Raw genomic sequence first — 12975 nt, 5'->3', positions numbered from 1 at the left:
CTCGGTGCTGAAAACCGAACTTTTTGAACACGCAATATAAGTTATCGTATGCGGCATTCGCCCATTGGTTCCGCACATGCCCATTGCAGCATAAGAATATAGGGTAGAGACGATTCGGCGGCCGAGAGCAGGAGGGGACAGCTCATGGTGAAGTGGGATGATATGGAGCAGTGGATGAAGAAACAGCAGCTTCCTCGCGGGTTCGAGGCGCTGAAGGATACCGGTTGGGTTGAACGATACGTGAAGTCGATGATGGCTAATGCGATGCCAGAGAAGCCTGCGATGCCTGGCAGCAGCAATGCGGAGACGTTCGAAACTCATCACTTTATCGTCATCAAATGGAAACTTCCGCGTGGTGTTCATCCATCCTCGCTGCGTCTGTTCGTCCGGGAGGATCGGATCAGAATAGAGGGATTGCCGGAACAAAAAAGGGAGACGATCGAGCTGCCGAAGCAGGTATATCCTCGAGTCTGCCGTGCATTGTGTCAAGATGGCGTCCTTCAGATTAAGCTTCGCAAAAAGCCGTTCGACCGCCGTTATTACGAAACACCGATTCGTTACTAGACGTATTTCTCATATTTCTCCGGAATAAAACTTACTGCACTTTATAATGGGCGGCGTAAGCCGTTTCGCCTAGTTTCTAGCAATCGTCATCAATTCTTCACTAGCGCTACTGGAAACGCTCCCGACGTTCCGCTATAATGTAGCGAGATATAGTGATGATGGAGGATTGTCAATGACTCTAGTCGACGTCAGCAGCGTGTCGCCTGCCTTATTCGTAGTCGGAGCGGTTTTTATTATGCTCATTTTCTCCTTGCTTAGCTTGGGCATTCTTAAGATGTTTCAGCTGCGCTTCCGCTCAGGTTGGTTCTCTTTTGGGGGAGCAGTCATTAGTGCAGTCGTGTTCGGAATTATTCTGAATACCTGGTTCGTCTGACGGACGAATATCAGGTGCAGACAGGGCGCCAGCTTGGCGCCTTCCATCGTAAACAAACCGCTATCGGATGCTGGAATTGGCAGCTCTGCTAGCGATGAATCCTGCCTCTAAACGTGGCCGCTTCTACAGGCGGACTCGGTAGAGGTTTTGTCATTTTACAGCACATATCTCTAGGGGGTAAGGATGTACATATGTGGTCGGGAATTTGGTTCTTTACGAATATTTTGTTTGTTGTCAGCGCTATCACCTTTCTGTTTGCCCACCGTTCGGTAACGGAAGGCAGACGTATGGAGGTTGGACAAGCTCGGCTGTCCGCGTCGATCCGGTTTCGTAGAACGATTGGCATCCTCGCAATTGTGATGTTTGCTGCCATGGCACTAAGTTTTGTGATTAACATGAAAGTCAATGGTTAATTCGAATTGTTAAGCATTCGTATATCTTTTGTGTCAAAATCGTGACAACCTGACGATTTTTCGCAACCTTTACCTACTCAATCACGTCCAAGTAGGACGGATAGGATGAAGTAGAGATAAAGGAGTCGTTATTTTTTGAAAAAGCTCAAATGGTTGTTGCTCTTATCTTTGTTTTGGATGCAGATGGTAGTAGATGCGCCCTCTCTGAACGCAGCAAGTTCAGTCACGGATACGCTGACGATGGTCAAGAATAGTACAACAATTGTGCACAATGGTGTGAAGACGACGGCTGCACAGCCGCTGACGTTCATTAACGGCGTTTCGTATATCCCACTGAAGGCGATTGCTGTTGAATTCGGTTACAAAGTCACGTACAACGCTCCGACGAAGGAGTCGATCGCGACTTCTAAGGATGGAGTCGAGCTTCGTTTCAAGCCGAACTCGGCTGCCGTTACGAAGGATGGTGTCGCAACGGCGCTGACCGGACCGGCGATTAACCAGCAAGGTTCGTTCATGATTCCAGTTAAATCATGGTCGATCCTCACAGGTGCCAAGCTGTCGCTTGTCGGAACGACGATGACGCTCTCTTGGTCGACAGCGCCTAAGGCGCCGACTGCAGCATTCGAGGTAACGCCTACCGAGATTTATGCGCAGCAGACGCAGGTGCAGTATGTCGATAAGTCGGTTGTTCCTAGCGGAACTGGCATCGTGAATGAAGTGTGGAGCGGGCGCGAGGATATTTTCCAAGAAGCAGGCAAGCATACGATTACGCGTCAAGTGCAAGACGGCAATGGGGTATGGAGCGATCCGTATTCGGTAACAATCGAGGTTAAAGCTCCGAACCAAGCACCAGTAGCGGATTTCACAACCGATAAGACGGTATATCGCATTGGCGAGAACATTTTGTACACCGACAAGAGCACGGACGATGAGAATGCGATCGAATCGACGAAATGGTCGGGTAACGAGAGCGTGTTCTTCGCTGCCGGCGAATATCCAGTAACACTCGAAGTAACGGACCGCCATGGTCTGACTTCGCAATTAACGAAGAACATTACGGTTTCCAGTGAAGTGCTGTATACTCGCGATGAGTATAACCGCCTCTACACGGCGGTGGGCGAGAAATATGCTATTAGTGGATCGACTGTTCTGACTTATCCCGTTGTTTCGTACACGCCAGTATCGGAGCCGGCTCAGATGGTGCGCAGCAACAGCCCAGAGACGCTAGTTCGCGAAGGAATTGGTTACGAGGATCAACTGATAGGTGACATTCGCTTCATGTTCCATAACCTGAATAACACGGGTGAACCGGTCAAAATATACTTGCTTGCAACGAACTACGGCAGCGTAACGGCGAACGTAGGTACCGGCGCAACGGGTATGGGCGGACCGAATACACAAGTATCGGCTACGGGCAAAATGTCGACCGCTCGCTACCTGACGTCGCTCGCTTCCAATCCTGCTACGACTTGGCAGACCGTCAAGCCTGGTGAGACGAAGGAAATATTGCCGATGATCTCCCAGAAGGCGCTTAAGCAGAATGAAGTTATCTCGGCTTTCGCTGATCTCGTAACCGATCAAAGGTTGGAGTTCCATGTTGTTGTCGTGAAGGACGGTAAAAACCCGGTTACTGAGCTCCCGAACCTGACGTATCTTGAACGTGATGTTCACGTACGCGGCACGTTTGATGGTACGAACCGTTCAATCGAAATCAATGAAACGCTAGGCAATACAGCGCAGCGGCTCGTTATTGGTGATGGCAAGCTGGATCCGTATTTGACTGGTTATGATGGCTTGACAGGCAACCTGGAGATTAACAAAGGCAACTTCGGTGTAATGTACAAAATGAAGCTGTCGCATGTTGCACCACGTACGCTCATCTCGCTTAATCCACGTGGTGGGTACTACATGGGCGCGTTCCTCGTGAACGGCAAGCTCGTCACGCTGCCGATATCGACTCCGATCATTTCCGATTCCAATGAGGCGGGTGTGTTGTATCGGACCGGCAATACGGAAGAGACAGTCGAACTTATCTTTATGATCGCACCAGGCGGCAATCTGCCGCTCTCACTGATGTTCACCCCTCTGCCAGAGGTTCGCTGGTAGAATGGAATAGAACGGCAGCTCCTGACCTAATAAGCTGCAGCGGCGTACGTAATATGTATGCTGGCTGCGGCTTTTTGCATACATCTGCAGGTGTGCAATTGTTGCGCCGCATTGACGATGCATCTATTTTCGGGCATTATGAACAGTAGAAGATTGCTTGAGGAACAAGAGAGTATAAGTTTTCAACTCATTTTTGTGCTTGGATTTCTCTGGAATGAAACGCATTGCGCCTTTTTACAAGACAAGGGCAGTCGTTTTTCCTTGATTCGGAGGGTTTATTTTGCAAACGATGACGACGGAAGAGATCGTTCGGAAGATGGCTGCGCAGGGGCTGCGCATTACCGACCAGCGCAAGACGCTGGCAGGGCTGTTCGCCGAATCGCCTGGTTATAGAACACCAAAGGATGTATATGAATATATGGGACGCATTTATTCGGGTCTCAGCTTCGACACCGTGTACCGGAACCTTCGGGTCATGGAGGAGCTTGGTGTGCTGGAGCAGGTTATGTTCGAAGAAGGCGTACGCTTCAAGCTGCACTGCCGTGAGCATGATCACCATCACCATTTGATTTGCCTCCAATGCAGCAAGACATATCCGATTAAGCATTGCCCGATGGATGCGACCGATGTGCCGGACAACTTCCAAGTTGTGAAGCACAAGTTTGAAGTGTTCGGTTATTGCAAAGACTGTCGACAAGATGAAGCAGAACAGCGATCTGTATAAAATTGTGCGTCCGACGCGGCTGCAGGATAGGAGGGATCGCCAACATGATGAATAAAGTGCTGAAGGTGCCGATCCATTTCTATCGCCGTGTCATTTCACCACTCAAGCCTCCAACCTGCCGTTATTATCCGACATGCTCAGAATACGCATTGACGGCATTGGAACAACATGGTGCAGTTCGGGGATCTTGGCTCGCGGTCAAACGGATCTGTCGCTGTCATCCATTCCATCCTGGCGGATTTGATCCGGTGCCTGAGCCCAAACCGAAAGTAAATCGAATGCAGCAGGGCGGCAGTCCTTGACATTTTATCGATCGTTTCGTTATATTTTGGACATAAGGTTATATGAGCAGCCAATGAACGGATAAGTACGAGCAAGCGGTCATTCCAGAGAGCCGGAGCAGCTGAGAACCGGTATGAGACGCGCTAGGAATATGGTCCGGGAGGTACCGCTATCGAGCAATGCGAAGCGCTAAGGTGCAATAAGCACTTTAGTCGACTGCGCGGCAAGGTGCGGCGTTTCGTTCCGCGTTAAGGAATGTGCCGTCGACACGAACGGCGAATGAAGCTTTCCATGCTAGCGCATTAGCGGTTCCGCTATGCGTCTTGGGAAGGAAATTGGGTGGTACCGCGTGAGTGAGAGCTCTCGTCCCATGTTGGACGGGGGCTTTTTGTCGTCCAAATACACATATTCAATAACGAAGGAGCGATTAATGGTGAGTAACAAAACATTTTATATCACGACACCGATCTATTATCCGAGTGATAAGCTGCATATCGGACATGCGTATACGACGGTAGCAGGCGATGCTATGGCACGCTACAAGCGTCTTCGCGGCTATGAGGTACGTTATTTGACAGGTACGGATGAGCATGGACAGAAGATCGAACGCAAAGCGCAGGAGAAGGGCAAGACGCCTCAGCAGTTCGTTGACGACATCGTCGTTGGGATCAAGGAGCTGTGGAAGAAGCTCGATATTTCGAACGATGATTTCATCCGTACGACAGAAGACCGTCACAAGCGTGTCGTCGAACGGATTTTCACGAAGCTGGTTGAGCAGGACGACATCTACAAAGGTGCCTATGAAGGCTGGTATTGTACGCCTTGCGAATCGTTCTTCCTCGAGCGTCAGCTCGTAGATGGCAACTGCCCTGACTGCGGACGTCCAGTCGAGCTTGTGAAGGAAGAGAGCTACTTCTTCCGTATGAGCAAATATGCAGACCGACTGCTTCAATTCTACAATGACAATCCAGACTTCATTCAGCCGGAATCGCGCAAGAATGAGATGATTAACAACTTCATCAAGCCAGGTCTCGAAGATCTTGCAGTTTCTCGTACGACATTCGACTGGGGCATTAAAGTACCAAATGATCCGAAGCATGTCGTTTATGTATGGATCGATGCATTGTCGAACTATATCACAGCACTGGGCTACGACACGCCGGATGATGAGCTGTATCGTAAATTCTGGCCGGCTGACGTTCACCTCGTCGGCAAAGAAATTGTTCGTTTCCATACGATCTATTGGCCGATCATGCTGATGGCGCTTGACCTGCCGCTGCCGAAGAAAGTGTTCGCACATGGCTGGTGGCTGACGAAGGAAGGCAAAATGTCCAAGTCGAAGGGCACGGTAATCGACCCTGTGAAGCTGATCGACCGTTACGGCCTCGATGTGCTGCGTTACTTCCTGCTTCGCGAAGTGCCATTTGGTTCCGACGGTACGTTCACGCCTGAAAGCTTCGTTGAGCGCACGAACTTCGATCTCGCGAACGATCTCGGCAACCTGTTGAACCGGACTGTCGCGATGATTAGCAAATATTTCGACGGCGTCATTCCGGATTATGCGGGGGATGTGACACCATTCGATGCGCCGCTTCGCGAGCAGGCGGCAGAGTCCATTGCAACGCTTGAAGCTGCAATGGAGAAGATGGAGTTCTCCGTCGCGCTGACAGCGCTCTGGCAGCTTGTCAGCCGTACGAACAAATATATCGACGAGACGCAGCCATGGGTACTCGCGAAGGATGAAGCGAAGCGCGGCGAGCTTGCATCGTCGATGTATCATCTCGCAGAGTCGCTGCGCATTGTTTCGATCGTGCTGCAGCCGTTCCTGACGAACGCTCCGCAATCGATGTGGTCGCAGCTCGGCATCGAGCCAGGCGAGCTGACGGCATGGGAGAGCGCGAAGCAGTTCGGCACGCTGCCGGGCGGCACGCGTGTCGGTAAAGGCGAACCAATCTTCCCTCGTCTGGATGCAGCGGAGGAGATTGCGTTTATCATTTCGTCGATGAGCGGCGGAACAGCTCCAGCTGAGCCGGCCATACAAGCTGCAGCTTCCTCGGAAAGCACGAAAGAGAAACCTGAGATGGCGGATGAGATCGGCATCGAGGATTTCGCGAAGGTTGAGCTGCGCGTGGCGCAGGTCATTGCAGCAGAGCCAGTTCCGAAGGCAGATAAGCTGCTGAAGCTGCAGCTGGATCTTGGCTTCGAACAGCGCCAAGTTGTATCCGGCATTGCGAAATTCTACACGCCTGAGCAGTTGGTGGGCCGCAAAGTTATCTGTGTAACGAACCTGAAGCCAGTGAAACTGCGCGGCGAGCTGTCGCAAGGCATGATTCTGGCTGCGTCCGAAGGCGATCAACTTACGCTTGCTACGGTTCCAGACAGCATGCCGAACGGTGCGAAAGTGAAGTAATTCAAGTGAGTGAAGACAGCCCTGAAAGTCCTATAGTAGGACGATCAGGGCTGTCTTTTACATGAGGGAATTATGAATCAAATGGATATGGATTGAATAGATTGGACGTAATGTTCCAATAGTGGTAATAGACCTCCTGCTGCGAAGTTGCGAGATTTATGAGACGATAAAGTTATGAATATTCTTTTTCGTAATCTCTACGATTAGGCATTGACACACTGTTCGAGCCTCTCGTATAATGACAAACGTAATAGTTATCATTACGATTACGATTAAGCTCGCAACCGAGTAACGAAATGGAGACAGGTACAATATGAAACTAGCAATGCGAGGATTGAGTAAAGCGCGTTATACTTTGATTATGATCGCAGCAATGGCACTGATCATTGCTGGCTGTAGTAATTCGGCATCTTCGAAGCTTTCTGATGATAAAACGAATGTAGTTACAAGCTTTTATCCACTTTATTATTTGGCAAGTGAAATTGGCGGCGAATATGCGAATGTTATTAATCTCGTTCCGACTGGTGTCGAGCCGCATGAATGGAGTCCGAAGAGCCGCGATCTAGACACGGCTGCGAAAGCGCAGCTGCTGCTCTATAATGGTGCTGGGCTGGAAGGCTGGATCGACGATTTCCTCGAAGGGCTGCCGAAGAATACGGAGCTCATGACAGGCGCGATGAGCGAAGGCATTACACTGTTGGATGGTAACAGTGAGGAACACGAAGAGGATGATGATCATGATCATGGCGATCTGGACGTTGACCCTCATACGTGGGTAAGCCCTAAGTCGATGCTTGTAATGGCGGACAATGTGAAGCAAATGCTGATTAAGGCTGACGCAGCGCATGAAGAACAATACAGCGCTAACTACGAGAAGCTTGTAGAACAACTGAAGACGCTTGATGAGCAGTATACAAGAGAATTGGGCGCGGTCCAGAAGAAGGATATCATCGTTTCTCACCAAGCATTCGGTTACCTGGCTCGTGACTACGGACTGAATGAACAATCGATTATGGGGTTGTCACCGGATTCTGAGCCGCGTGCACAGGATCTGCTTAACCTAGCGAAGTTCGTGAAGGAGAACGGTGTGAAATACATTTTCTTCGAGGAACTCGTGTCGAGCACGCTGGCTGAAACGTTGGCTAACGAGGCGGATGTGCAAACGCTCGTCCTGAATCCAGTTGAAGGATTGACGGACAAACAGCAGAAGAATGGTGACAATTATGTTACCATTATGGAATCGAATTTGCAAAACCTGCTCAAGGCATTACAATAACTAGAAGGATGATGGAAGGAGGGTGAATATGCCCGAACCTTATGTAATAGATCGTGAGCAAACGAAGCCGATTGTAAACACATGCCATGCCGATATCATTACGTTGAAAGATGTTGCGTTCTCGTATCAGTCGCAGCAAGTCATTGATAAGCTGTCGTTTTCCGTACAGCAGCGCGACTTCGTTGGGTTGATCGGGAGCAATGGTGCTGGTAAAACAACGCTGCTGCGTATGATCGTTGGACTGCTGAAGCCGGCATCCGGTTCGATATCGTTGTTCGGAACGCCAGCGTCGCAGTTCAAGGACTGGCATCGTATCGGTTATGTACCACAGAAGAACTCGTTTAATCCGCTGTTCCCAGCGACAGTGCGTGAAGTGATTATGTCGGGTTTGTATGGGCGTAACAAATTGTTCAGACGCCTGACGAAGGCGGATCAGATCAAGGCGGATGAAGCGATGCATGCGATGAATATCGAGGATCTCGCACTGAAGAAGATCGGTCAGCTGTCGGGTGGTCAGCAGCAGCGCGTGTTTCTAGCAAGAGCACTCATTAATAATCCGGAGCTGCTTATTCTGGATGAGCCGACGGTCGGCATTGATACGGAAACACAAGCGGGATTCTTTCATCTGATCAAGCATATGCATCAACATCACCGCATGACGTTCCTGATGGTGTCGCATGACATGGACATGATTCAAGGCTATTTAGGAGACAAGCCTGCGCGTGAATGCGGCAAGCTGAAGTTTTATGTTCGACACTCGCATGACCTTGAAGATTGCGGGGAGACGAATATTTCGCACAGCTTGAAGAACTTAAGACAAGTGCTGGAGAGAGAGAAAGAAGGCGTGACATCTTGGACATCTTGACAAGTGAATTTTTTCAACGTGCATTGATCGGCGGATTGTTGATCGGTGTCACTGCGCCGCTGTTGGGGCTATTCCTCGTGCTGCGTAGACTATCTATGATTGGTGACACGCTCGCGCACGTTTCCATCGCAGGGGTTGCGCTGGGCTTTCTGATCGGTGTGTACCCGATTGCTGTCGGCCTCGTATTCGCATTGGCAGCATCCTTCGCGATCGAGAAGCTGCGCAAAGCATATAAGACTTATGCAGAGCTGTCGATTGCAATCATTATGTCTGGCGGTGTTGCGCTGGCATCCTTTCTCTTTACACTAGGCAAAGGCTTTAATATGACAGTCACGAGCTACATGTTCGGAAGCATCTATACACTGAATAATACCGACCTGATCGTTATAGGTGTTGTAACGGTAGTTGTTCTTGTGCTGATCCGACTGCATGTGAAGGAGCTGTTCCTGCTCACCTTCGACGAAGAGGCTGCTGCAGTTAACGGGTTGCCTGTTCGATATTATAATTTGATGATGAGTGTATTGACCGCGTTGGTCATTAGCGCTTCGATCAAAATTGTCGGCGCGCTGCTTGTATCGGCGCTTCTGACGATTCCGGCGGCATGCAGTCTTGTAGCGGCTCGCAGCTTCAGACAGTCCGTGTTCACCGTTGTCCTCGTGGCAGAGGTTGCCGTCATTGCGGGCTTATTAATCGCTGGTGTTTGGAACTTGGCGCCAGGAGGCACAATCGTATTGCTGCTCATTGCAATTTTGCTGCTGCTGCTCGTTGGTCGCGTCCGTTTCCGCATAAGCGGATGACGGGCGTCGATAGAGCAACTATAGACTGGAGTGGTTTCTAGTTGACAGACGTTAACATTGGAATTGCGTTTATCGGGGGAATCGCATCGTTCATTTCGCCATGCTGCTTGCCCTTGTATCCGTCCTACTTGTCATACATAACCGGTGTTTCCGTAACCGAATTGAAGGCTGAGGAGAAGCCTGCCATTGTCAAATGGCGTACGATGACGCATACGTTGTTTTTCGTACTCGGGTTCTCGGTCGTTTACTATACACTTGGATACGGTACGAATCGCTTCGCTGATTTCTTCAGCGAATATTCGTCGTTAATTCGCCAATTGTCTGCAATTTTGATCATACTGATGGGATTGTTCCTGCTTGGTATTTTTCAACCGCAAGCATTGATGAAAGACCGCAAAATGTATTTGCGTATGAAGAAGCCAGGTTATTTCGGTGCCTTTGTATTCGGCTTCGGATTCGCCGCCGGCTGGTCGCCGTGTATGGGACCTGTATTAACGGCCATTCTTGCGCTTGCAGCTTCATCGCCGGGGACCTGGTTCCAGATGACAACCGCGTATGCGCTTGGCTTCGCGATCCCATTCTTTGCTCTCGCGTTCTTCATTGGTTCGACGAGATGGATACTCCGTTATTCGGACAAATTAATGAAGATCGGCGGCGCTATTATGCTGCTGATGGGCATTCTGCTGTTTACCGATCGCATGACCAAAATAACGATTTGGCTCAATATGCTTACGCCAGAATGGTTGAAGTTCTAACCCCAATGGACACCCCCTTCGGTTGCAGTCGCTTGATGAACGTTGTATGATACTAGGAGCAGCGCCGATAAGACAAGGTGCACATTGGGAGTTAGGGGGTTCTCCAGTGCCGACACCGAGCATGGAAGACTACTTGGAGCGGATTTATAAGCTGATCGATGAGAAAGGCTATGCGAGAGTTTCCGATATTGCCGAAGGTCTCGAGGTTCATCCGTCCTCAGTGACGAAGATGATTCAGAAGCTTGATAAGGACAACTATTTGATTTATGAGAAATACCGCGGCCTCATCTTGACGAACAAGGGCAAGAAGATGGGCAAGAGGCTTGTGGACAGGCATCAACTTCTGGAATCATTCTTAGAAATAATTGGCGTTCAGGAAGAGAACATATATCGCGACGTTGAAGGAATCGAGCATCATCTAAGCTGGGATTCGATTACTTGCATTGAGACGCTCGTCGAATATTTCAAGCTCGACAGCACAAGGCTTGAAGAGCTTCGCGCAATCCGTTCCCAATTGGATAACGAGTGATAAGAAAAGGCTGCTCCGACGCAATCGCGTCAGAGCAGCCTTTTTCTTGTATTGGAACTTATAACACACTTATCAAGAACAACAGTTAGCTTTGCCCCAAAGGGGCACGCGGTCCCCACCACTTAAGTACGATATCGCGTCTCTGCCCATCTCACGTTTCCCCTTCCGGGGTCCCGGGGACGGGAGTCCCCGGGGGTCCTCCCTAGCAGGGAGGATTTAGGTGGGTAGAGAAACTCGAAATTAAAGGGGTGGGAGGGGCCAAGCCCCTCCAATCTCAGTGGTAACGCGGATACTGATCGTCATCCTTACCGCCCTCAATAACCTTGAATGGCGCCGGCTTGCGAGAGCGAGGCTTTGCATGATTACGTGTAGTCCGCGAAGACGGCTTAGGCTTTGGATTGCTAGCTCGATAACCACGGGCTCGACCGGGCGGGTACAAGTACAGCAATAATATTCCGCCCAGAATGACTGCCGGGAGGACGAACACCGTCCATACCCCTGACCGCATAATCTGAGCGAGTCCAAGAAATACCAAAGCGACTACGACGATGCCCCAAATTGAATCCTTGTTCCGCCGTACCATAATACCCCACCCTCTCTGCCGATTGTTCCGTACCTATACGTAATTTAAGAGGCTTTCGATTGACCGGAATGAAACTTTCTGCGCCTTAAGAGACGGCGGCAGTCGTTTCACCTTGTTCTACCTGACGGTCGATTTCGCGCATCCGATTGAAGGAAGCAATGGATACCGCTACTTGCTCGTCGTTTGGCTCTTTGGTCGTCAGCTTCTGCAGCCACAGGCCAGGATAGCCAAGGAATCGCAGCACTGGAACTTCACGAAGCGCATTCGTGAAGCGAAGCACCTCATACGAAACGCCGAGTACGACCGGCAGCAGCAGCAAACGCAAGTAAATGCGTTCCCAGAGCGTATCCCAAGTGAAGAAGGAGTAGACGATTACACCTACGAGAACGGAGAATACAATGAAGCTGCTTCCGCAGCGGTAATGCAGTCTGGTGAAGCGCTGAACATTTTTGACGGTAAGCTCAACGCCCGCTTCGTAAGCACTGATGACTTTATGCTCGGCGCCATGGTATTGGAACAACCGTTTGACGATCGGCGTCAAGGAGATGGCGTACAAGTAGACGAGCAAGAAAATAATCTTGATAAGTCCTTCGATAAGGTTGTGTAATATTATATTCTTGAATGATTGTCCAAATAGCATTTGTTCAACTAAAGCTGGCACAAGTGTGAAGATTGCTTTTCCGACTACAAACGAGATGATACCTGCAATAGCGACGCCGAATATAGCAGTCAGGCTGAGTCCTGATTTCTTCTCTTCCTTGGCATCAGATGTCGTACTGGAAGTCGTAACATCCTTCTCTGATTTCTCGTCCGCTGTTTCGTCCTCGGCGTAGGCCTCAACTGAGAAATTCAAATGCTGCGATCCTTTAGCGCTCGATTCCAAAATGCCGACAACACCGCGAACGAGCGGTATTTTTTTTAGTGGCTGAATCCATCTTTTGGTCGTTCGAGGGACCTCATAAAAAATAATTTCATCATTTTTACGGCGGACGGCAGTTACATTCACATGTTTGCCCGCGAACATAACGCCTTCAATAACGGCTTGCCCGCCATATATGCTGTTTGATTGCGGCAAGAGGGATTCACCTTCCTTATGAGATGCGCATGACGCGTATAAGCGATTGTGCGACTATACATCTATTGTACTTGATAAAATAGACGTTTGCCACCTGCTGTATGCGGTTATCGTTAGTCGGTTCTTGCCATACTAAATACGATAACCTGCACATTCTGCATAATCTGTACAGCTCGCGCAATTGAAGGGGCGTATGTACAGGAGCTAGGGGAGGGCTTACAAC

The 12975-nt window shown here is 49.8% G+C and carries 14 protein-coding genes; 12 read left to right on the top strand and 2 right to left on the bottom strand.

Going from position 1 to position 12975, the window contains the following annotated elements; translation table 11 throughout:
• Positions 1-144: 144 nt before the first annotated feature.
• The 12 genes from DFQ01_RS08760 (at position 145) to mntR (ending at position 11094) form a co-directional block, all read left to right on the top strand.
• Positions 145-564, top strand: coding sequence for an Hsp20/alpha crystallin family protein (locus DFQ01_RS08760; RefSeq protein WP_110043518.1), 420 nt, complete (start codon positions 145-147; stop codon positions 562-564).
• A gap of 172 nt (positions 565-736) precedes the next feature.
• Positions 737-937: a hypothetical protein gene (locus DFQ01_RS08755; RefSeq protein WP_110043517.1), complete on the top strand. Its 201-nt coding sequence runs from the start codon at positions 737-739 to the stop codon at positions 935-937.
• Positions 938-1128: 191 nt separating this feature from the next.
• Positions 1129-1350 carry a hypothetical protein gene (locus tag DFQ01_RS08750; protein ID WP_110043516.1) on the top strand — a complete coding sequence of 74 codons (222 nt, stop codon included), beginning with the start codon at positions 1129-1131 and terminating at the stop codon, positions 1348-1350.
• Between the two features lie 135 nt (positions 1351-1485).
• Complete coding sequence (locus DFQ01_RS08745; RefSeq protein WP_110043515.1) at positions 1486-3456, top strand: stalk domain-containing protein; 1971 nt, start codon at positions 1486-1488, stop codon at positions 3454-3456.
• Positions 3457-3745: 289 nt separating this feature from the next.
• The gene (locus DFQ01_RS08740; protein WP_110043582.1) at positions 3746-4180 is read left to right on the top strand and encodes a Fur family transcriptional regulator; all 435 of its coding nucleotides are present in this window, start codon (positions 3746-3748) and stop codon (positions 4178-4180) included.
• 47 nt (positions 4181-4227) lie between these two features.
• Positions 4228-4482: a membrane protein insertion efficiency factor YidD gene (yidD, locus tag DFQ01_RS08735; RefSeq protein WP_110043581.1), complete on the top strand. Its 255-nt coding sequence runs from the start codon at positions 4228-4230 to the stop codon at positions 4480-4482.
• A 410-nt stretch (positions 4483-4892) separates the two neighbouring features.
• The gene (gene metG / locus DFQ01_RS08730; protein WP_110043514.1) at positions 4893-6872 is read left to right on the top strand and encodes a methionine--tRNA ligase; all 1980 of its coding nucleotides are present in this window, start codon (positions 4893-4895) and stop codon (positions 6870-6872) included.
• Positions 6873-7185: 313 nt separating this feature from the next.
• On the top strand, positions 7186-8148 hold the full coding sequence (locus tag DFQ01_RS08725) for a metal ABC transporter solute-binding protein, Zn/Mn family (RefSeq protein ID WP_245946580.1): 963 nt from the start codon (positions 7186-7188) through the stop codon (positions 8146-8148).
• 28 nt (positions 8149-8176) lie between these two features.
• Positions 8177-9013 carry a metal ABC transporter ATP-binding protein gene (locus DFQ01_RS08720; protein ID WP_110043513.1) on the top strand — a complete coding sequence of 279 codons (837 nt, stop codon included), beginning with the start codon at positions 8177-8179 and terminating at the stop codon, positions 9011-9013.
• A complete protein-coding gene (locus DFQ01_RS08715; RefSeq protein ID WP_110043512.1) occupies positions 9001-9810 on the top strand; it encodes a metal ABC transporter permease in 810 nt (269 codons plus the stop codon). The genes DFQ01_RS08720 and DFQ01_RS08715 overlap by 13 nt, the downstream gene beginning before the upstream one ends.
• Positions 9811-9851: 41 nt before the next feature.
• A complete protein-coding gene (locus DFQ01_RS08710) occupies positions 9852-10565 on the top strand; it encodes a cytochrome c biogenesis protein CcdA (protein WP_110043511.1) in 714 nt (237 codons plus the stop codon).
• A gap of 106 nt (positions 10566-10671) precedes the next feature.
• Positions 10672-11094 carry a transcriptional regulator MntR gene (gene mntR / locus DFQ01_RS08705; RefSeq protein ID WP_110043510.1) on the top strand — a complete coding sequence of 141 codons (423 nt, stop codon included), beginning with the start codon at positions 10672-10674 and terminating at the stop codon, positions 11092-11094.
• A gap of 274 nt (positions 11095-11368) precedes the next feature.
• Here mntR and DFQ01_RS08700 read toward each other — a convergent pair whose 3' ends face one another.
• Both DFQ01_RS08700 and DFQ01_RS08695 read right to left on the bottom strand, forming a co-directional pair.
• Complete coding sequence (locus DFQ01_RS08700) at positions 11369-11677, bottom strand: hypothetical protein (RefSeq protein WP_110043509.1); 309 nt, start codon at positions 11675-11677, stop codon at positions 11369-11371.
• 85 nt (positions 11678-11762) lie between these two features.
• Complete coding sequence (locus DFQ01_RS08695) at positions 11763-12752, bottom strand: DUF1385 domain-containing protein (RefSeq protein ID WP_110043508.1); 990 nt, start codon at positions 12750-12752, stop codon at positions 11763-11765.
• Positions 12753-12975 lie beyond the last annotated feature (223 nt).

The organism is Paenibacillus cellulosilyticus, assembly GCF_003182255.1.
Lineage (GTDB): Bacteria > Bacillota > Bacilli > Paenibacillales > Paenibacillaceae > Paenibacillus_T > Paenibacillus_T cellulosilyticus.
This window is presented reverse-complemented; position numbering and strand designations above follow the sequence as displayed.